Raw genomic sequence first — 20088 nt, 5'->3', positions numbered from 1 at the left:
TTTATGCGTTCACAAATTCGTTTACACTCCAATATTCGATCATACACTTAATTTTGTGTGCGTAATCTTCATATTTAAGAGGCTTGACGATGTACCCTGCTACTCCAGTCTCATAACTATCTTTAAGATCATTATGATTATTAGAAGTACTAAGGATAACTACAGGGGTATAATTTAACGATGTATCGGACTTCAGTATCTTTAGAAATTCTAGGCCATTCATCTTTGGCATATTCAAATCTAAAAAAATAATGTCTGGTAAAGAATCTTTTTTCTCTAAAATTTTTAAAGCTTCTTCGCCATTTTCGGCTTCAAGTAGTCTGTGATTGAAATTGTTTTTTTGCATGACACGAGCAAATTTCATTCGCTCAATTTCATCATCTTCGATTAATAAAAATGTTAAACTCATTACGTTTCAGTTTTTAGGGGTATTAATATTGTTTCTTTTTGACACTTCAAAGATTGGGCTTTTATGGGTATTTTACTGGGATCTTTCGTTTAAGGGTGTTTTTAGTGTCGACGAATGGTAGTTTAGTGTAGGCGAATGGTAAAATGACGATAAACGGTATTAAATTTTTATAAAGGATATTTTTATCCTTTATAAAAAATACTATCTTTGACCCAAAATTGTTAAAGTATGTTTTCAAAATCTTGTGAATATGGACTTAGGGCAGTGATTTTTATCGCTCAGCAAACTACCAAAAATAATAAGGTAAGTTTGACTATTATTTCTGAAGAGATAGATTCTCCGCAAGCTTTTACAGCAAAAGTACTTCAGCAACTTACAAGAAACAATATTGTGAAATCCATAAAAGGGCCTTACGGCGGTTTTGTCATTGAAGAGGAGAAAATGAATACAAAGCTGAGTGAAATAGTAAGCGTTCTTGATGGAGATTCGATCTATACAGGATGTGGATTAGGGTTGAAACAATGCGATGCGAAATCTCCTTGTCCTTTACATCATAGATTTGTAGCCATTAGGAATGATTTAAGAAGCATGTTAGAAAGTACTTCATTACAATCACTAGCAGAGGACTTGAATGCAGATCTCGCTATACTAAAACGATAAAAAAATTTAAAAATATAAAGGATAAAAAGATCTTTTAATCTGTTATGAAAAAATACCTGAACATTAATATCGCAGTTACCTTTATTTGGATTGGATTTGTATGCGCGATTAGTTTTATGGAGGCCTGGTTAAAGTTTCAAGCAGATGGAGTAACAACGCCAATAGGACTGAGTATTGGGAAACTCGTTTTTACGGCTTTAAACAAAGTAGAGATAGGCCTGGCTGTGGTATTAGTGTTTACAATATTTCGATTAAAGTCAGGATTACGAATACCGTTTGTTTCTCCTTATATCATCCTTCCTTTTACCATTTTACTGCTACAAACCCTATGGCTACTTCCGGTCTTAGATCAAAGAGCAGAACAAATCATTAGTGGAGTCGGGGTGTCGGATAGTAGTATACATCTCTGGTATGTATTGCTCGAAATAGGCAAAACTGCAAGTCTCTTTATCTATGGAAGTAAATTATTAGGAATGATGAAAGTTACTGAAGAAACTAAAGAATAAACATAGCCAAGAAATTAAGAATAATGAAAAGTTTTCAAAAGATAACACCTGCTATTATGGAAAAAGTATCACTTACAAAGAACATACAATATAACGAAGGTAAACCTGCTATCATGGTTTTACTAAAAACCAAAACCAGTAAAGAAATAAGAATTGTAATGAAAAAAGGACAAGAAATGAAAGAACACACGGCTCCGTACCCCATCATGGTAGAATTATTTGAGGGCGCCATAGATTTTGGGGTCAATGGTAAAAAAACACTTCTCCAAAAAGGAGACTTGGTAGCTCTGGCAGAAAATGTGCCTCATGATTTGACATGTGTAGAGGATTGTATTATTCGATTGTCTATCTCCGTCCATGATAAACCCAACAGAATTAAAGGTTTAATCGATTAGTTCCTTCGCAAAAAATAATAAAGACATGAAAAAGATTTGGATCGGATTTATAACAGTAGTTACACTATCATTTTTAGCATTAATCTGGGTAGGAACAGAAATTTATCAAACGCAACCACCTATTCCGGATAAGGTCATAGTGGGCGAAACTCAAGAAGTCGTATTGACCAAAAAGGATATCCAAACAGGACAAAACGTTTGGGAATCTATAGGAGGAATGGAAGTAGGATCCATTTGGGGGCACGGTAGTTATGTGGCTCCGGATTGGACTGCCGATTGGATTCATAGAGAGGCAGTGTTTATGTTGGATTCCTGGGCTCAAAGAGACTTTGATACTAATTATGAGAACCTTGATGAAGAAAAGAAAGCGGCTTTAAAAGCAAGATTGGTAAAAGATATTAGAACAAATACTTTTGAAACCAATGACAAGACAATTACAATTTCTGTAGAAAGGTATAAAGCCTTCAAAGAAAATGCAGCGTATTACGCCTCTATTTTTTCCAAAGGTCATGAACAATATGCCATTCAGAAAGGAGCATTAACCAATCCTCATAAATTACATCAACTCAATGCATTTTTGTTCTGGACCTCCTGGGCTGCAAGTACCAATAGACACGAACAAAATTATACATATACCTCTAATTGGCCTCATGAACCGTTGATCGAAAATACAATCACCCCAGATTCTCAAATTTGGTCTGGATTTTCAATCATATTACTACTCTTGTTTATAGGCATATTAGTGTATTACTATGTACGAAATCATGAAAAAGGAGAAGCGCTAACGCATCCTAAAGAAGACCCCATGCAAAGGTTACAACTGGTAAGCTCACAGAAAGCGGTATTGAAATATTTCATCATCATTTCACTACTTATAGGTTTACAAATTATCCTAGGAATTTTGACCGTTCACTACACGGTAGAAGGGCAAGCTTTTTTTGGTTTTGATCTGGCTAGTATTTTACCTTATTCGATTACTCGTACCTGGCATACACAATTGGCAGTATTTTGGATTGCAGCAACTTGGCTAGCAACCGGATTGTTTTTAGCCCCAATGATTAGTGGTAAAGAAATGAAATACCAGGTTTTTGGAATTAACTTTCTATTTATTGCCTTACTGATTATTGTTCTGGGATCATTAATCGGCGAGTGGTTGGGGGTACACCAATTTCTAGACCTTACGACTAATTTTTTCTTTGGTCATCAGGGATATGAATATATGGATCTGGGAAGGTTTTGGCAACTTTTCCTGGCCGTTGGTTTGGTGCTGTGGGTGTTTATGGTTGGGAGACATATTTTATATGGAATTAAAAGAAATGATGATTCAAAACACCTACTCATCATCTTGCTTATATCTGTAATGGCTATAGGAATGTTTTTCTTCTCGGGGCTAATGTATGGAGAGAACAGTAGTTTACCAGTTATTAATTACTGGAGATGGTGGTTAGTGCATTTGTGGGTAGAAGGTTTTTTTGAAGTTTTTGCTACCGTAATTATTGCATTTATCTTTCTTCGCATGAAGATCTTATCTGCAAAGACAGCGGGTAAAGCTTCTATTGCCTCTGCTACCATATTTTTGGCAGGAGGAATTATAGGAACTCTGCATCACTTGTATTATTCTGGGACTCCTGTACAGGCTATTGCCTTGGGAGCTACATTTAGTGCACTAGAAGTGGTGCCTCTTACTTTGATGGGATTTGAAATTCGAGAGAATTGGAACCTCTTGAAGTCTACGGAGTGGATGCAGAAATACAAATGGCCCATATTCTTTTTTATAGCAGTTGCTTTTTGGAACATGTTGGGCGCAGGAGTATTTGGCTTCTTGATTAACCCTCCTATTGCATTGTATTACATACAAGGCCTTAATACCACAGCTGTGCATGCGCATACAGCCCTTTTTGGAGTGTATGGTATGTTAGGTATGGGGTTCATTATTATATGTTTACGCTTCTTTTCGGATAGAGCATGGGATAGCCCAAAACTTAAGATTGCTTTCTGGTGCTTGAATGTTGGTTTGATTGCTATGGTGGTGCTTAGTTTACTTCCTGTTGGTATTATCCAGGCGTATACTTCGATCACCAAAGGATATTCGTTTGCAAGAGATGCAGAACTGTTGTATTCCCCGGTGGTACAAACCTTAAAATGGCTTCGTATGGTCGGAGATATCATATTCTCTGTGGGAATATTTTACTTCTGTTGGTTTACGATCAATGAAACTTTCTATTGTTTTAGAAAAGGACAAACTATTCGAAATGTACAGTTTGAAGGTAAAGAACTGCAAACAAAAAAAGCATACTAAAATGAATCGTTTGAAAGAAATACATAATAGAGAAGATGTGTTTGTGTTGGTGTCTACATTTTATAAACGAATACGAAAAGATGATACACTAGGCCCAATTTTTAATCATCACCTGGCCGAGGAGCAATGGCCAGCACACATACAAAAACTCACTGATTTTTGGATGACTGCCTTATTTGGTGTGGCTAGTTTTAAGGGAAATCCGGTAAAAGCGCACAAAAATGTAGATAAAAGTCTAAACCATACAGTCACCCAGCTTCACTTCGGTAAATGGTTGCAACTATGGTTTAGCACTATAGATGGGCTTTATGAAGGAAAGCTTGCACAACGAGCAAAAGATGCAGCTAGAAAAATGGCTACCAATCAATACATCGCTATTTGGAAGAGTAGGCCTCAAAATATGAATTAACAATAATAGAGGTAGAGCGTCTACTGGCCGCTCTACTTCATTAAAAATAAGAACTATGAAAATTTATCAAAGTTATTTAGAAGAATATGAAAAAGGAATTATAGGATATTCGCCTATTGCCATTATAGGTCAAAGTTGTTTGGGATCGGTAGCAGCTATGTTTATTTTAATGAATGGTAATTCTGTGACCCAAATGATTCAACTGTTTGTGGTAACCATTTTATGTATGTTTTACAATGGGGCCATCCTATCCCAACAGAAACCTAAGGTGAGTTTTAATCTTCTTATTCTTAGTGTTATATCTAGTGCAGTGTTTGTGGTTTTTAATTTGTTGTAGCCTGCGAAGCTTGGATCAACTTAACAATAACATTACCAATTTGAAGCTTAGCAACAATATGGTGGAGATCTTCAAATTAGAAGAGAAGAATCATTCTGTTTATTTTACTACTCCCCATCAAAAATATCATCAAATGATGGTTTTGATGGGGTTTTAAAAGAATTGAACTAGAAATTAGAAAGAAAAAAATTGAATCATAAAAATCAAAAACATGGAACAAAAAGAAGTATGGTTACCAAGTTTAATTACGCCTACACCTCAAGAGGGTTTTGAACTGGCGATAAAGTTATCTCGTATGGGTGTAAAATCGACCCAACCAGATATGGAGGTGTTAAAAAGGCTAAGAAAGGATTATGCCAATGACGCCTCTGGATTAACCGCAGCTTCTCAAGTAATTGCGATCAACTTTCAAACAATTTCTGCTGCAAATAACTACTGGAAATAGTAATAAACTATTGATTATCATAAAAAAAGCCCGAACAATTTGTTCGGGCTTTTTGAGGTGGTGCCTCCAGGAATCGAACCAGGGACACAAGGATTTTCAGTCCTTTGCTCTACCAACTGAGCTAAGGCACCTCGCTGTAAGCGGATGCAAATATAGAACGCTTTTTTTAATAGTCAAAAGAAAAATTTAAAAATTTCGTTTTGTATTTTTATCGCTTAGCTTTTGACATATGAATCTTATCATTGATGTAGGCAATACATACATAAAAATAGGGGTGTTTGATCAATCCAAAATTGTGGCAAAAAAAACCATTGTTCAAAATGATTTGGATCAGGAGATCCTAGATATCCATAAAAAACACCCATTAATTCAACAAGCGATTATTTCTTCGGTATCCGATTTGAATCCTGATACCGTAAAACAGATACAGGGACTTTATGAGACATTGATTGTGAACCATAAAATTGCAATGCCATTCTCTAATTTATACGAAACTCCAGAAACACTTGGGATTGATCGATTGGCTTTGGTAGCCGCAGCTGTAGATCAATATCCACAAAAGAATGTGTTGGTAATCGATGCAGGGACTTGTGTTACCTATGATTTTAAGAATGAAAAAGAAGAATATTTGGGTGGCGCCATCGCTCCTGGAATACGTTTACGCTATCATAGCTTAAATAATTACACCGCAAAATTACCATTATTAGAACCTAAACTTCCTGAAAATCATATAGGAAACACCACAAATGAAGCTATACATTCTGGGGTTGTTCAAGGAATTTTATACGAAATACAGGGAGTTATTGAAGAATATTGCAACATTTATCCTGATTTAACAGTTATTTTAACCGGAGGAGATGCACATTTTTTGTCTAAAAGATTAAAAAATGGCATATTTGCCACTTCTAATTTTTTGTTGGAGGGATTAAACTACATTTTAGCTTTTAATAATAGTAGATGATAAAGAAGATTTTAGTAATCATAGTGGCTTTTACGGCCATAGTTTCCAATGCTCAGGAAGGAACCGCTTCGCCTTATTCTTTTTATGGGATAGGGATCCAGAAATTCAAAGGAACGGTAGAGAATAGATCGATGGGAGGATTGAGTATTTTAGCCGATAGTATCCATTTGAATCTACAAAACCCAGCAGCATTTGGAGAGTTAAGACTTACCACATATACCGTAGGAACGTCATACAGTAATTTTAAAATCAGTAATGAAACTGAGTCTTCCTCGGGAGATAATGCCTCTTTGGATTATCTAGCTGTAGGAATACCTGCCGGGAAGTTTGGATTTGGATTCGGAGTTATTCCCGTAACATCGGTAGGATATCGGCTCAATTCTATAGATGCAGATGGGGCCGAACGCAGATTTACAGGAACAGGAGGCTTAAATAAGGTTTTTTTGTCTGCAGGTGCTAAAGTTAACAAGAATCTAAGTGTAGGTTTGGATTTTAATTATAACTTTGGAAACATTGAAAATAAAACTATACTGCAGCGACCTGATATTCAGTTTGATACTAGAGAAATTACAAGTACTGATCTAGCATCGTTTAGCTTGTCTCTAGGGGTGAATTTCAAGACGATGATAACCGAAAACTTAGAACTTCAGGCTTCTGTAGTTTCTACACCTTCTTTTGGGTTAACCGCAGAAGGAACTAGAGAACTAGCTACAATCATTATTGGTAATAATGGAGCAGAAGGAGTAATAGATAGACAAGAGACGGAGTTAGCGGATCGAGATATAGATCTTCCGGCAGAATTTAAGTTTGGAGCAGGTATCGGTAAGCCGAAACAGTGGTTTGTTGGTGGAGAGTATGTTTTTACAGATTCAGGAGGTGATACGAACCAATTGTTTGTTCAGGACAATGTGGATAACGAAAGTGGTTCAAAATATAGAATGGGAGGATATTATATCCCAAATTATAATTCGCTCACGAGCTATTTTAGTCGGGTAGTATATAGAGCTGGTTTCCGATACGAAGAAACAGGTTTAACAATTGATGGCACCTCGATTGACGAGTTTGGCATATCTTTTGGAGTTGGATTACCAGTTGGCCGATTGTTCTCAAATGCAAACATTGGTTTTGAGTATGGTCAACGAGGAACAACAGATTTTGGATTGATAAAAGAAGAGTTCTTTAATCTATCCATTAGTTTATCACTGAACGATCAGTGGTTTAGACAGATTAAATTTAATTAACACAATAAATACAGCTATGAATACTAAATTTTTATTTGTTATAGCGACAGGATTAGTTTTAAGTGCATCAAATGTAAATGCTCAGGCTACAGATTGTGCTACTACAGCATCTATAGCTTACGAACATGCGAAGGTGAAAAATTATGCAGCAGCAGAAGAGCCCCTATGGAAAGTAAGAAAAGAATGCCCTACCTACAGCGTCGCTACATATCAGTTTGGAGAGAAATTATTAAAAGACAAGCTTAAAAAAGCGGCAGCAGGAGATAAAGTAGCAATTGCAAAGGAGATGATTCAATTGCTTAAAGAGAGATTTCAGTATTTTCCTGCGAAAACGAAAATAGGAGATATGCACTCTACTATGGGGCAATTGATGTATGACAATAAGATAGGGTCAAAAGAAGATCAATTTGCAGAATTGCATAAAGCTTGGACAGAGGATAAGAAGAATGTTGATAATCCTAAAAACGTTTATACCTACTTTTCTTTATTAGTAGATCTTCATGGTGAAGGTAAAAAAGAATTACAAGAAGTTTTTGACTTATATGATGGAGTAATTGAAAAAATAGAAGATGAGGAGAGTGCAAAAGCAAAAACTATTGCTGAACTTACTGATAAAGAAGAAGCTGGTACTGCTTTATCTAGCAAGGAAAAGAAATCTTTGAAAAGATCTTCAATAATTTTATCTAATTATAGTAAGGTAAAGGCTGGAGTAAATCAAAAGCTGGGAGAATTGGCTGATTGTAAGAACTTAATTCCTCTTTATACAGGTCAGTTTGATGATAAAAAATCTGATATCAATTGGTTGAAAGGCGCTGCAGGAAGAATGTCTGCCAAAGAATGTACAGAAGATCCGTTATTCTTTAAGTTGGTAGAAGCATTACATAAAGCTGAGCCATCTGCGAAGTCAGCGTATTATTTAGGTCTTTTAGCATTAAAAGACAAAAAGACAACTACCGCCTTGGATTATTTTAACCAATCTGCAGAGTTAGAAACTAAGTCTAGTGATAAAGCAAAAGTATACTTTAAGATTGCTGAGACTTTAAGAAAGAAAGGAAGCAAAGGAAAAGCAAGATCATACTATAGAAAAGCATTGAAATATAAGCCTTCTATGGGAGTGTGTCACCTACGAATTGCAAGTATGATTGCAAGTAGTGCGAATGCATGTGGTACAGATGTATTTAGTAAAAGAGCGGTATATTGGTTAGCAGAAAATTATGCAAGAAGAGCTGGAAAAGTTGATCCAAGTTTGAAATCTACTGCTAACAAAACAGCAGCTAATTATAAAGCAAAAGCACCATCAAAAACAGACATCTTTAATAACCCAGGTGTTACCTCTGTTAAGATTGGATGTTGGATTGGTGAAACGGTAAGAGTACCAAAATTATAATGCAAAACAAAAATTATAATACACTTATATACATTGTCACAGCTTATGCTGTGACAATGTTTTTTTCATGCCAATCTAGTCAGGGCAATCAAAATTATATTGTATCCGAAGAGGCTCCTATAGCAGAAGCCTTTGATGTCAATCTCAAGTATACTGATTCTGGTAGACTCACTGCGGTATTAAAAACACCCAGGGTATTAGATTTTACAAACAAGTCTTTTGGGTATCATGAATTTCCAGAGGGTATTGTTTTGGATGTAATAGATAAAGAAGGAAAAGTAAGTGTTATTACTTCAGATTATGCCATCTCCTATCAACAAACAGGATTGATAGATATGAGAGGTAATGTAGATATCAAAACGGCAGATAGTACACATTTACAAGCAAATCAATTGTACTGGGATCAAAATATAAGCTGGATATTTACAGATCAACCCTATAAAAGTTTATTGCCAGATGGCACCATCAATGAAGCAGATGGTTTTGATGCTAATCAGGATTTTACTATCTTGAATTCAAGAATCAATGAAGGTGTCATGTTTATCGAGGAGTAATCCATTGTTATGATGAAAGTATTTAAGTTTTTTCAGTATGCTTATCTAGCTATAGCATGCTTTTTTATTTATGAAGCGTATTTAGAGTGGGGCCAAGAAGGAGGCAAAAGCATGATGTACCTCTTTTTTGCTGTAATCGCGGTTTTTATGTTCTTCTTTAAAAGAAACTTTGGTAAGCGATTTGAGGCCAATAACAAAGAATAATTCATGGAATTACATTTTGTTGTTATTGTCATTTCTTTAATTCTCTCGGCTTTTTTTTCAGGAATGGAGATTGCCTATGTCTCCTCGAATAAAATTCATATTGAAATTGAAAAGAAACAAGCGGGATTCCTGTCTGTACTACTAACTCGTTTAACCAAAAAACCATCCAAATTTATTGCCACCATGTTGGTTGGAAATAATATCGCATTGGTAGTATATGGTTTTTATATGGGGGATGTGCTTATGCACTATATCGAAGTCTATTATCCCAATATGGCCGGTAGTGTTAGTCTTTTGGTGCAAACTGCGATTTCTACATTGATTATTTTACTTACTGCAGAGTTTTTGCCAAAAGTTTTTTTTCAAATTTATGCAAATAAATTGCTCAAGATATTTTCGTTGCCAGCGTATGTTTTTTATCTGTTTTTTTCACCAATTTCATGGTTTGTGATCTGGGTTTCAGATGTAGTATTGAAACGATTTTTTAAAACAGATGGCGACCAAGTGCAATTGGCGTTCAGTAAGACAGAATTGGGAGATTACATCAATGAACAGATGGAAACTGTAGAAGAGCACGATAAAATTGATAGCGAAATTCAGATCTTTCAGAATGCATTGGATTTTTCAGACGTAAAATCCAGAGAAGTGATGGTTCCCAGAACAGAAATTGTGGCTGTAGAAAAATCGCAATCTATAGAAGAGGTAAGTCAATTGTTTATAGACACGGGTCTCTCCAAGATTATTATTTACAATGGTACTGTAGATGATATTATAGGGTATGTGCATTCTTTCGAACTGTTCAAAAAACCAAAATCCTTACGTTCCATATTGTTACCTGTAATTTTTGTTCCTGAAACCATGTTTGTAAAGGATGTGCTTAATCTTTTGACCAAAAAGCATAAAAGTATTGCTGTGGTAATAGATGAGTATGGGGGTACCAGTGGGATTATTACGGTAGAAGATATTGTGGAAGAGCTTTTTGGAGAAATTGAAGATGAGCATGATTCCTTAGCGCTTATAGAAGAACAACTGGACGAATCTCGATATCGTTTTTCTGCCAGATTAGAGGTGGATTATCTGAATGAAACGTATAAGCTTAATTTACCTGAAAGCGAGAATTACGAGACGCTAGGAGGTATGATCGTTAATCACACCGAAGAAATTCCTGAAAAGGATGATGAGGTATTGATCGATTCCTTTAAGATTAGTGTTGTGGATACATCAAATACCAAAATAGAAATCGTAGAACTAACCGTCATTGAAGAGGATTGATTTGTTTTGACATTATCCCAAACACAAAATAATAGTGCTAAATTTTTTGCTGCATTGTATGTAATTATAGCGCTGTGCGATCTTGTTCTTGAGTATCTGTTTTCAAACCCCGAAGTTAGATATATAACCAAACCAGCTATTGTTTGCTCGTTACTTATTTTCCTTATACTTCGCAAGACAACTATTCCTCTTTTCCGATTTAACTATTTACTGATGGGACTGATTTTGTCTCTAGCCGGAGATATTTTTCTTTTATTTCAAGGTCAGTTGTTCTTTATACTGGGTTTAGTCATGTTTTTATTCGCTCATATCTTTTATATTTTGCTGTTTGTGAAGGATATAGCTTTTGGTCAAAAGAGTAAGTTATTTCTTGTTTTGACCACAGTATACGGATTCGGATTATTTTTTCTTCTATATTCCAATTTAAAAGCCATGTTGATTCCTGTAATTGTATACATGATTGTTATTTTGGGGATGGCAAATACTTCATATTTTAGGTCTCAAGAGGTGGGTAAGAAAAGTTATCTATTTGTACTTATGGGAGCCTTGGTTTTTATGCTTTCGGATAGTCTATTGGCGGTAAACATGTTTTATACCTCTTTACCCTATAGCCACATATGGATAATGAGCACCTATGCGCTTGCTCAACTCTTAATTGTATATGGAATTATATATCAAAATCCACCCTTGTATTCTGAAAAAAACAAGGGATAAAAATGCTTTAATTGAGGGATGTAAATTTTAGGAAAAAAAACTTCGTAAGACTTTAGTGTTTTAATTGGTATTATTCTAATAAAATGGTATTTTCGCCCACTATATTTGAATAAATTACACGTAACATGGCAGTTTTAAATAAAATTAGACAGCGCTCGGTTTTTTTGATCGTTATAATCGCACTAGCACTTTTTTCTTTCGTGCTTGCTGATTTGATACGTAATGGAGGAGCTATCTCTCAAAATGCTGAGAATACTATCGCTACAATAAATGGAAAAGATATTGATAGAACTGACTTTGCTAGAAAAGTAGAGGCTGCTTCTAGAGGTTTTGGAGGAGGATCTTCAAGCATTCAAGCTGTGAATTATGTTTGGAATCAACAAATTCGTGAAGCTGTTTTTGAAGAGCAATTTGATGAACTTGGAATCCAGGTTGGGAAAGATCAGGTGAATGAATTATTGGCAGAAGGATTAGCAAACAATCCTACTTTTCAGAACGAAGCTGGTGTTTTTGATAAATTAAAAATGCAAGAATATGTTGCTAATGTAAAAGCAACATCACCTCAAGCATATCAGCAGTGGTTGGACTATGAAGCATCAGTGAGTAAAGGAGCTAGAGAAGAGACCTATCTTAATATGATTAAGGCAGGAGTGGGAGCTACTTTAAAAGAAGGAGAGCTTTCTTATAAAATGGAAAATGACAAAGTAGATATCAAATACGTTCAGCTTCCATATTCTGGTATTCAAGATGCAGATGTTCAGGTGTCAGATGCTGAAATCAAAGAGTATATCAACAAGAATGTAGATCAGTATGAAGCAGAGGCTTCTCGAAGTATACGCTATGTAATCTTTAACGAAAAGCCAAGCGAAGAAGACGAAAATGAAATAAAGGAAAGAGTTGCCTTATTATTGGATGATAGAGCAGAATTTAACGAAAACACAAAAAAGACAGATACGGTTCCTGGATTTAGAAATGCAGAGAATGCAGAAGAATTTGTAAATCAGTATTCGGTATTGAAGTTTGATGATAGCTTCAAATTCAAAAAGAATCTTCCTGCTACTGTAGCAGATACAATTTACAACTTAGAGATCGGACAAGTATATGGACCCTATAAAGATGGAGACTTCTTTAAAGTATCTAAGGTAATAGCACAGAAACAAATGCCAGATTCTGTACAGGCAAGTCATATTTTAGTGGCTTGGGAAGGTCTTCGTACAGCTGGAGAAGTAAAGCGTACCAAAGAAGAGGCAAAAGCATTAGCCGATAGTATTTCCAATGTGGTAAAAGGTAATGCAGATAAGTTTACCGAGTTGGCAGCTCAATATTCTGCAGATAACTCGAATAAAGATAAAGGAGGAGATTTGGGGTATTTTGTACCAGGAACTATGGTGCCAGCTTTTAATGACTATTGTTTTGATGGTGCTGTAGGTAATCAAGGTATTGTTGAGACTCAGTTTGGATACCATATCATAAGAATCGATGATCAAAAGAATCCACAAAAAACTGTAAAAGTTGCTACGGTTGCTCAAAAGGTAGAGCCTAGCGAAAAAACAATCAATGCGATTTTTACCGAAACTACCAAGTTTCAAATTGCTGCAAGAGACAAGGATTTTGAAGAAGTTTCTAAAGAAAATGAATTGGCGGTACGTCCTGTAAATAAGATTAAAGAACTTGATGAAAACATCCCTGGATTAGGTGCCAAAAGAGCAATCGTTCAATGGGCGTTTAACGAAGAGTCTAAGGTAGGTGATATCAAGCGTTTTGATATTCCTGATGGATATGCGGTAGTTCAATTAACTGCAAAGGCAGATAAAGGAACGATGACTGTTGCAGACGCTAGCCCAACAGTAAAGCCAATATTAATTAAGGAAAAGAAAGCAGAAATGCTTAAGAATAAAATTTCTGGTAGTTCTTTGGATGCTATTGCTAGTTCACAGGGACAAACTGTAAAAACTGCTGCTGCTTTAACTATGAAAACTCCTACCATTGGAGGAGCTGGTACTGAGCCTGTAGTAGTAGGAACAGCATTTGCATTAGAGCAAGGAACGGTTTCTCAGCCAATTGTTGGAAACAATGGAGTATATGTAATCGAAGTGACTAAGAAAGAGCCAGCAAGCGGATTGGATACGTACATGAGCTATGCTTCTCAAGCTTCAAAATCAAGTGCAGGATTGGTTAATGCCTCCGTATTTGATGCGCTTAAAGAAGCCGCTGAAATTGAAGATAAGAGAGCTAAGTTCTACTAGTAGATAGAGAACAAAATAATACATAAAAAAACCTGAGTTTTTACTCAGGTTTTTTTATGTATTTGAATTAATTAAAGTCGATATAATCCCGGTTAACTTCTCACTTTTTGTTCCCATTTCCATGCAGAACCTAATGAATCGTCAAGACTACTTTGTGCTTTCCAGCCAAGAATATTATTAGCCTTTGTGGTATCTGCATAAGCAGCGGTAATATCTCCTTCTCTTCGATCAACAATCTTATAATTTAATTTTTGTCCAGAAACCTTTTCGAAGGATTGAATAACTTCTAGCACGCTACTACCAGTTCCTGTACCTACATTAAAAACTTCGTAATTCGATTCGTTTTTGCTATTAATCAAGCGTTGTAAGGCTACGACATGAGCTTTTGCCAAATCCACTACATGAATGTAATCTCTGATACATGTGCCATCTTGTGTAGGATAATCGTCTCCAAAAACTGAGAGTTGTTCTCTTAGTCCTATTGCGGTTTGAGTAATATACGGAACCAAATTTTGAGGTACACCAATAGGTAATTCTCCAATCTCTGCAGATATATGCGCGCCAATAGGGTTAAAATATCGAAGAGAAATGGCTTTTAAAGAGGTGTTTACTTTGCAAGTATCCCTAATGATCTCTTCGCCTATTTGTTTAGTGTTTCCGTACGGAGATTCCGCGGTTTTTACCGGAGCATTCTCTGTTATTGGTAACTCTTCTGCCTGACCATAAACGGTACAAGAAGAACTAAAAATAAAATTCGAAGAGGCTTTTGCGGTAAGCTCCTGTAACAGGTAGACCAAAGTAGAAAGATTGTTTTCATAATATAACAATGGGTTTTCTACGCTTTCTCCAACTGCTTTAGAAGCCGCAAAATGAATGACACCCTGTATATCCTGATGGCGATTGAAAAATTCTTGAACCTTATCTTTTTCTCTAAGGTCAAATTCTTCAAAAACGGGTTTCTTTCCGGTAATTCTGGTAATTCTTTCCAAAACATCAGGAGACGAATTAGAACAATTGTCAATGATAACAACTTCAAACCCTTCATTTTGCAATTCTACTACAGTATGAGAACCTATAAAACCTAATCCTCCCGTAACTAAAATTTTCATATTCTTTTAAATTAATTAAGATTCTCTTTTTATAAAGGGGGTTGACAAATTTATACATTTGAAAAAGAATCAAAAAGTATTACTCCTAAAGAATGATCGTTTTACCAAAATTTAATCATTAAGAAACCTATTGCCGCCAATAAGATGACAATGTGATACCTATAATCCAGATACCAGGAAACTTCCTTTTCTGTTTTCAATAGTTCTTTGTTGAAGGTGTATAACTGGATCTTTTGCACTTCCGGAGGTGACGAAAACTGGCTGATAACTATAAATAATATAGTACTTATAACTACCATGATTCCTACATTATAGGTATAGTGGAGTGTCCAAATATCTTTTTGTCCCAGAATAAACAAAATTACACCCCCCAAAGTCCCTAAAATTAAAGTCCAAAATGCCCCCGTACCATTTCCTCTTTTGTAAAAAACGCCTACCAAAAAAAGAACAGCAATAGGAGGCACAATGATTGAAAACATTTGTTGTAGATATGCCCAAATACCACCAAAATTTGCGATCAAAGGTGCCCACACTGCAGCAATAATCATTAGGACTACGGTGGTTATTCTACCATAGTTGAGCACTTGTTTTTCTGTAATATCTTTCTTTCTAGTCTTTATGAAATCGATTACTACCAATGTCGAGGCAGAGTTTAATGTAGAATCTACACTAGACATAATAGCAGAGATCAATCCAGCCAATACCAAACCTACAAGTCCTACAGGCAATACTTTCATTACCGTAGTCGGGAATACCTGATCTGGATTTTCTAGACCCGGAAATAGTCCAATGGCCATTGCTCCTGGGATTACCATAATAAAAAGTGGAACAATTTTAAGGAAGCTTGCTAGTATAACACCCCAACGCGCATGCTGTATGTTTTTGGCACCCAGTACTCGTTGTACGATATATTGGTTAGTAGTCCAGTACCAGAAACCTAAAATCGGAACTGCCATTATTAAACCGGGCCAAGGTAAAGATTCATCGTCTGCCGGGCGAATAATAGATAAATGCCCTTCTGGAGCGTTAGAAACCACATTACTCCATGAGAAGTCTAGTTTTTCGAATAACATATAGGATAATACAGAACATCCTATAATCAATATAATCGCTTGTATAGCATCTGTGTAAACTACGGCTTTTAGTCCTCCAAAAGCGGTATATAGACCAGCTACCAAAGCCAGAATTAAACAAGTTTGCCAAATCACTAACTCCGGGAAAAATGCTTGTAGTACAATAGATCCGGCGTACAATCCTCCTGCAGTATCTACAACAATACTGGTGAATATGGTGATTGCAGAAAAAAATGTTCTGGATCGATTGTCAAAACGCAGTTCTAAAAACTCCGGAATAGTGGTGATTTTGGATTTTAGATATAGTGGTATGAAAATTAGTGCAGCTATAATAAGCGGTATACCTGTCATCCACTCGTATACGGACTGTACAATGCCCGAGCTATATGCCGCTCCAGACAATCCGATGATGGTAGAGGTAGAAATGTTTGATGCAAACAGTGATAATCCTATGAGTCCCCATCCAAAAGATCTTCCACCAAGAAAAAGATCTTCGCCGGTTTTGGTGCTTCTTGCTACGTAAAGACCAATGAGCATAACTGCGATAAAGTAAATAACAATTACCGTGATATCTATAGTGCTAATTTCATTCCCCATAATTAGTTGATTTCGTGTTTATAGTAGGTGGCTGCATCTCGTAACAGCATATCTAAATATTGATTTTCGGATTGCAATCTATCTTCGTCCCAACCTAGGTATTTTACCAAATCTTCTTCGACAATAGATCGATATTGGTGCACACTATGGATGTCAAAATAAAGCCTGCCGGTTCTCCTTACAAAGAAATCCGACAATCCATTCGTCATTTCATGGTGTATGCAATACCATAGCTCTGCTCTAATCAATTGCTCTTCGATCGCATCATTCAAAAAATAACTCGCCTTACTGATAATAATATCAGATTGTTTTCCATAGTTGGATACCAGGTATTGCCCATAATAAGGATCATTAACCTTCAATTCCTTTAACTCTAGCTCAATTTGTTCTAAATACTTCTGTACTTCGTTATTGTCATGAAGAGGATCACTGGTAAGCGGTATCTTATCCGTATGCGATCTCGAAAATTGCTCTCTTCTCTTTGAACTCATTGTTTTTAGCACAACATCAATGACGCGTTGTGACATTTTTCTATATCCAGTAAGTTTTCCTCCTGCAATAGATATTAGTCCTGTGTCAGAGTGAAAGATCTCGTCCTTTCGAGATAATTCTGAAGGGTCTTTTCCATCTTCGTGAATCAAAGGTCGAAGTCCAGCCCAATTAGATTCCATATCTTCTTGTTTTAATTGTAATGATGGAAACATATAATTTACGGCTTCCAGTAGATAGGAAGCATCGGATTCTGTAGCGACAACTCGATTCAGATTTGCACTGTAATTAGTGTCTGTAGTACCTACGTAGGTTGTTCTTCCTCTGGGAATGGCAAATATCATTCTTCCATCTGGGACATCAAAGTAGACCGATTGAGTGAGTGGAAAACGTTCTCTAGAAAATACCAGATGTACCCCTTTGGTAAGATGCAGGTGTTTGTTATTCATGGATTGATCTTTTGTTCTTAAAAGATCTACCCAAGGTCCTGCAGCAGAAACAAAGTTTCTGGATTTGATCACAAATTCCTCTTGCGTATTATGATCCAAGCATTGTACACTTTGGATTTTTCCTTCTTCACTGTAATTGAAGGACACCATTTCACAATAATTAATGCTGTTGGCACCATATGAAGCTGCTTTTTTAAGAAGTTCTATGGTTAATCGGGCGTCGTCTGTTCTGTATTCTGCATAATATCCTCCGCCTGTAAGCCCTTTGTCATTAAGTAATGGTTCTTTGGTTTTGGTTTCTTCTGCATTTAGCATTTGACGTTTATCATCACCTTCAACATTGGCCAAAAAATCATATACTTTTAATCCTATAGAAGCCATAACTTTACCGTATGTGCCACCTTCCACAAGCGGGAGTAGCATTTTCTCAGGAACTACGAGGTGCGGAGCCAGTTTGTGCACTGTAGCCCTTTCGGTTCCGGATTCTTTGACGAGGCCTATTTCCATTTGCTTTAGATATCGAAGTCCACCATGAACAAGTTTTGTTGATTTGTTACTGGTGCCAGAAGCAAAATCATTTTTTTCTACCAAACATACTTTTAATCCTCTTGATGCTGCATCGAGGGCGATGCCTGCTCCCGTTACGCCTCCGCCAATAATCACCAGATCATGTTTTTCTTTTTGTGCTTTCAGTACCTGTGTTTTACGATCTAACACCGAAAAGCGAATAGGAGCATCTTCTTTTACCGATAACATATTGGTGTTTGCAGTTTTGGTGCGTTCTACAGCTTGTTTCCAACCTGTGTATTTTCTGTTGCGATGATGCTCGGTGATTTGCGGAGCAAAAACCTGATCAACGTCACGTATCTTGGCGATATCCTTTTTGCTCCAGATTCCTGCTTTTATCCCTGCCAGGAAGGCTGCTCCAAGAGCAGTTACTTCCAGCATTTTAGGACGATCAACATCTACATTAAGGATGTCAGCTTGAAACTGCATCAAGTAATTGTTCGCAGAAGCGCCACCATCTACCTTCAGCTCCTTCATCTGTTTGCCACTATCCTCTATCATTGCTTCCAAAACATCTCTTGTTTGATAAGCCAAGGCTTCAACAGTAGCTTTAATGATTTCGTTTTTACCAGAATCTAAAGTAAGTCCATAAATGGCTCCCTTGGCATCCATATCCCAATAGGGAGCGCCTAGTCCAGCAAAGGCTGGTACGACATATAAGTCTTCTGATGACGTGGTAGACATACAGATTTCTTCGGTTTCTGAAGCCTTATCTATGATTTGAAGTTTGTCTCTAAGCCACTGAATAGAGGCTCCGCCAACAAAAATACTTCCTTCTAATGCATATTTGATATTATCTTCCGGAATACTGCTGCATAGGGTGGTTAATAGTCCGTTCTTGGATTCGTAAGGCTTTTTTCCGGTATTCAATAGCATAAAACATCCAGTCCCGTATGTGTTCTTTGCCATTCCTGATTTGTATCCTCCTTGACCAAAAAGAGAAGCTTGTTGATCTCCTGCTACACCATAAATAGGAAGTTCTTGACCTTTGTACACAATGCTACCAAAATCAGAAGAAGAGTACTGCACTTTCGGAAGTACGCTTTTCGGAACATCTAATGCTTGTAAAAGTTTTTCATCCCATTCTAAATTAATAATGTTATAAAGCATGGTACGAGAAGCATTAGAATGATCTGTAGCGTGGATTTTTCCTTCAGTGAATTTCCAAATAAGCCAGGTATCAATGGTTCCAAATAATAAATCTCCACGTTCTGCTTTTTCTCTTGCTCCTTCTACATGATCCAGAATCCATTTCAATTTGGTGCCAGAAAAGTAAGAATCAATGACCAATCCTGTATTCTTGGATACATATGGGCTTAAATTTTTGGCTTTTAAAGCTTCACATATTTTGGTGGTTCTTTTATCCAGCCAAACAATAGCATTGTGGATAGGTTCTCCTGTTTTTTTATCCCAAACCACTGTGGTTTCACGTTGATTCGTAATACCTATGGCTGCAATTTCTTCTACCGAGATATTAGAAGTTTGTAGCACATCTTCAAAAACTTCTTTTTGATGCAAAAAAATCTCAATAGGATCATGTTCTACCCATCCAGGTTGAGGGTAATATTGAGTGAGTTCTTTTTGTGAAATTCCACAGATGGTCCCTTGATGATCAAAAATAATAGCTCTGGTGCTTGTGGTGCCCTGATCAAATGCTACAATATATTTTTTATCCATTGATACTGTTTTTTTGATGTGTGAAGCGGGGTTTTCTGATTGTTAAAAAGAGATTTGTAACCCCCTGTTACTCATAAATATCTGAATT

At 36.4% G+C, this 20088-nt stretch carries 19 protein-coding genes and 1 tRNA gene; 15 read left to right on the top strand and 5 right to left on the bottom strand.

Going from position 1 to position 20088, the window contains the following annotated elements:
• Position 1 precedes the first annotated feature (1 nt).
• A complete protein-coding gene (locus BUE24_RS18840) occupies positions 2-409 on the bottom strand; it encodes a response regulator (RefSeq protein WP_073319530.1) in 408 nt (135 codons plus the stop codon).
• 228 nt (positions 410-637) lie between these two features.
• Between BUE24_RS18840 and BUE24_RS18835 the strand changes: the two genes are divergently transcribed.
• The 7 genes from BUE24_RS18835 (at position 638) to BUE24_RS18805 (ending at position 5460) form a co-directional block, all read left to right on the top strand.
• Positions 638-1069, top strand: coding sequence for an RrF2 family transcriptional regulator (locus tag BUE24_RS18835; protein WP_073319527.1), 432 nt, complete (start codon positions 638-640; stop codon positions 1067-1069).
• 44 nt (positions 1070-1113) lie between these two features.
• A complete protein-coding gene (locus BUE24_RS18830) occupies positions 1114-1575 on the top strand; it encodes a hypothetical protein (protein WP_073319524.1) in 462 nt (153 codons plus the stop codon).
• A 56-nt stretch (positions 1576-1631) separates the two neighbouring features.
• Positions 1632-1970: a cupin domain-containing protein gene (locus tag BUE24_RS18825; RefSeq protein ID WP_073319605.1), complete on the top strand. Its 339-nt coding sequence runs from the start codon at positions 1632-1634 to the stop codon at positions 1968-1970.
• Positions 1971-1995: 25 nt separating this feature from the next.
• Entirely contained in the window at positions 1996-4269 is a 2274-nt protein-coding gene (locus BUE24_RS18820) for a nitric-oxide reductase large subunit (RefSeq protein WP_073319521.1), read from the top strand.
• A 1-nt stretch (position 4270) separates the two neighbouring features.
• On the top strand, positions 4271-4678 hold the full coding sequence (locus BUE24_RS18815; protein ID WP_342039431.1) for a group III truncated hemoglobin: 408 nt from the start codon (positions 4271-4273) through the stop codon (positions 4676-4678).
• Between the two features lie 55 nt (positions 4679-4733).
• The gene (locus BUE24_RS18810; RefSeq protein ID WP_073319518.1) at positions 4734-5015 is read left to right on the top strand and encodes a hypothetical protein; all 282 of its coding nucleotides are present in this window, start codon (positions 4734-4736) and stop codon (positions 5013-5015) included.
• Positions 5016-5226: 211 nt separating this feature from the next.
• The gene (locus tag BUE24_RS18805; protein WP_073319515.1) at positions 5227-5460 is read left to right on the top strand and encodes a hexameric tyrosine-coordinated heme protein; all 234 of its coding nucleotides are present in this window, start codon (positions 5227-5229) and stop codon (positions 5458-5460) included.
• A 58-nt stretch (positions 5461-5518) separates the two neighbouring features.
• Here the strand turns inward: BUE24_RS18805 and BUE24_RS18800 are convergent.
• Positions 5519-5591: transfer RNA gene (locus BUE24_RS18800), tRNA-Phe, on the bottom strand.
• Between the two features lie 98 nt (positions 5592-5689).
• On the opposite strand from BUE24_RS18800, the gene BUE24_RS18795 reads away from it, so the two are divergent.
• From BUE24_RS18795 to BUE24_RS18760, 8 genes are all read left to right on the top strand, one after another.
• A complete protein-coding gene (locus BUE24_RS18795) occupies positions 5690-6421 on the top strand; it encodes a type III pantothenate kinase (RefSeq protein WP_073319511.1) in 732 nt (243 codons plus the stop codon).
• Positions 6418-7662, top strand: coding sequence for a BamG family beta-barrel-assembly machinery protein (gene bamG / locus BUE24_RS18790; protein ID WP_073319508.1), 1245 nt, complete (start codon positions 6418-6420; stop codon positions 7660-7662). The genes BUE24_RS18795 and bamG overlap by 4 nt, the downstream gene beginning before the upstream one ends.
• Before the next feature lie 16 nt (positions 7663-7678).
• The gene (locus BUE24_RS18785; RefSeq protein ID WP_073319505.1) at positions 7679-9049 is read left to right on the top strand and encodes a tetratricopeptide repeat protein; all 1371 of its coding nucleotides are present in this window, start codon (positions 7679-7681) and stop codon (positions 9047-9049) included.
• Positions 9049-9603 carry an LPS export ABC transporter periplasmic protein LptC gene (gene lptC, locus BUE24_RS18780; RefSeq protein ID WP_073319502.1) on the top strand — a complete coding sequence of 185 codons (555 nt, stop codon included), beginning with the start codon at positions 9049-9051 and terminating at the stop codon, positions 9601-9603. Before BUE24_RS18785 ends, lptC begins: the two co-directional genes overlap by 1 nt.
• A 9-nt stretch (positions 9604-9612) precedes the next feature.
• Positions 9613-9807 carry a hypothetical protein gene (locus BUE24_RS18775; protein ID WP_073319499.1) on the top strand — a complete coding sequence of 65 codons (195 nt, stop codon included), beginning with the start codon at positions 9613-9615 and terminating at the stop codon, positions 9805-9807.
• Positions 9808-9810: 3 nt separating this feature from the next.
• Positions 9811-11079 (top strand): hemolysin family protein, encoded by a 1269-nt coding sequence (locus BUE24_RS18770; protein WP_073319496.1) that lies wholly within the window; start codon positions 9811-9813, stop codon positions 11077-11079.
• 6 nt (positions 11080-11085) lie between these two features.
• Positions 11086-11793, top strand: coding sequence for a lysoplasmalogenase family protein (locus BUE24_RS18765; RefSeq protein WP_073319493.1), 708 nt, complete (start codon positions 11086-11088; stop codon positions 11791-11793).
• Positions 11794-11918: 125 nt separating this feature from the next.
• Positions 11919-14039 (top strand): peptidylprolyl isomerase, encoded by a 2121-nt coding sequence (locus BUE24_RS18760; RefSeq protein WP_073319490.1) that lies wholly within the window; start codon positions 11919-11921, stop codon positions 14037-14039.
• Positions 14040-14131: 92 nt separating this feature from the next.
• Here the strand turns inward: BUE24_RS18760 and galE are convergent, their stop codons facing one another.
• The 3 genes from galE to glpK all read right to left on the bottom strand — a co-directional run bounded on the left by galE (position 14132) and on the right by glpK (position 20000).
• Positions 14132-15148 carry a UDP-glucose 4-epimerase GalE gene (gene galE, locus BUE24_RS18755; RefSeq protein ID WP_073319486.1) on the bottom strand — a complete coding sequence of 339 codons (1017 nt, stop codon included), beginning with the start codon at positions 15146-15148 and terminating at the stop codon, positions 14132-14134.
• 101 nt (positions 15149-15249) lie between these two features.
• Complete coding sequence (locus tag BUE24_RS18750) at positions 15250-16818, bottom strand: sodium:solute symporter (protein ID WP_073319482.1); 1569 nt, start codon at positions 16816-16818, stop codon at positions 15250-15252.
• A 2-nt stretch (positions 16819-16820) separates the two neighbouring features.
• Complete coding sequence (gene glpK / locus BUE24_RS18745) at positions 16821-20000, bottom strand: glycerol kinase GlpK (RefSeq protein ID WP_073319479.1); 3180 nt, start codon at positions 19998-20000, stop codon at positions 16821-16823.
• Between the last annotated feature and the right edge of the window lie 88 nt (positions 20001-20088).

This window comes from Aquimarina spongiae, from assembly GCF_900141785.1.
In the GTDB taxonomy this organism is placed as follows: domain Bacteria; phylum Bacteroidota; class Bacteroidia; order Flavobacteriales; family Flavobacteriaceae; genus Aquimarina; species Aquimarina spongiae.
Note: the sequence above shows the minus strand (reverse complement) of the source record. Positions and strands in the feature narration are given on the sequence as shown.

What these genes read in the sequence shown, in the direction of transcription:
- BUE24_RS18840 (WP_073319530.1), bottom strand. Translation starts at nt 409, where the DNA reads ATGAGTTTAACATTTTTATTAATCGAAGATGATGAAATTGAGCGAATG.
- BUE24_RS18750 (WP_073319482.1), bottom strand. Translation starts at nt 16,818, where the DNA reads ATGGGGAATGAAATTAGCACTATAGATATCACGGTAATTGTTATTTAC.
- BUE24_RS18760 (WP_073319490.1), top strand. Translation starts at nt 11,919, where the DNA reads ATGGCAGTTTTAAATAAAATTAGACAGCGCTCGGTTTTTTTGATCGTT.
- BUE24_RS18795 (WP_073319511.1), top strand. Translation starts at nt 5,690, where the DNA reads ATGAATCTTATCATTGATGTAGGCAATACATACATAAAAATAGGGGTG.
- BUE24_RS18825 (WP_073319605.1), top strand. Translation starts at nt 1,632, where the DNA reads ATGGAAAAAGTATCACTTACAAAGAACATACAATATAACGAAGGTAAA.
- BUE24_RS18810 (WP_073319518.1), top strand. Translation starts at nt 4,734, where the DNA reads ATGAAAATTTATCAAAGTTATTTAGAAGAATATGAAAAAGGAATTATA.
- BUE24_RS18830 (WP_073319524.1), top strand. Translation starts at nt 1,114, where the DNA reads ATGAAAAAATACCTGAACATTAATATCGCAGTTACCTTTATTTGGATT.
- bamG (WP_073319508.1), top strand. Translation starts at nt 6,418, where the DNA reads ATGATAAAGAAGATTTTAGTAATCATAGTGGCTTTTACGGCCATAGTT.
- glpK (WP_073319479.1), bottom strand. Translation starts at nt 20,000, where the DNA reads ATGGATAAAAAATATATTGTAGCATTTGATCAGGGCACCACAAGCACC.
- BUE24_RS18775 (WP_073319499.1), top strand. Translation starts at nt 9,613, where the DNA reads ATGATGAAAGTATTTAAGTTTTTTCAGTATGCTTATCTAGCTATAGCA.
- BUE24_RS18835 (WP_073319527.1), top strand. Translation starts at nt 638, where the DNA reads ATGTTTTCAAAATCTTGTGAATATGGACTTAGGGCAGTGATTTTTATC.
- BUE24_RS18805 (WP_073319515.1), top strand. Translation starts at nt 5,227, where the DNA reads ATGGAACAAAAAGAAGTATGGTTACCAAGTTTAATTACGCCTACACCT.
- BUE24_RS18785 (WP_073319505.1), top strand. Translation starts at nt 7,679, where the DNA reads ATGAATACTAAATTTTTATTTGTTATAGCGACAGGATTAGTTTTAAGT.
- lptC (WP_073319502.1), top strand. Translation starts at nt 9,049, where the DNA reads ATGCAAAACAAAAATTATAATACACTTATATACATTGTCACAGCTTAT.
- galE (WP_073319486.1), bottom strand. Translation starts at nt 15,148, where the DNA reads ATGAAAATTTTAGTTACGGGAGGATTAGGTTTTATAGGTTCTCATACT.
- BUE24_RS18770 (WP_073319496.1), top strand. Translation starts at nt 9,811, where the DNA reads ATGGAATTACATTTTGTTGTTATTGTCATTTCTTTAATTCTCTCGGCT.
- BUE24_RS18815 (WP_342039431.1), top strand. Translation starts at nt 4,271, where the DNA reads ATGAATCGTTTGAAAGAAATACATAATAGAGAAGATGTGTTTGTGTTG.
- BUE24_RS18820 (WP_073319521.1), top strand. Translation starts at nt 1,996, where the DNA reads ATGAAAAAGATTTGGATCGGATTTATAACAGTAGTTACACTATCATTT.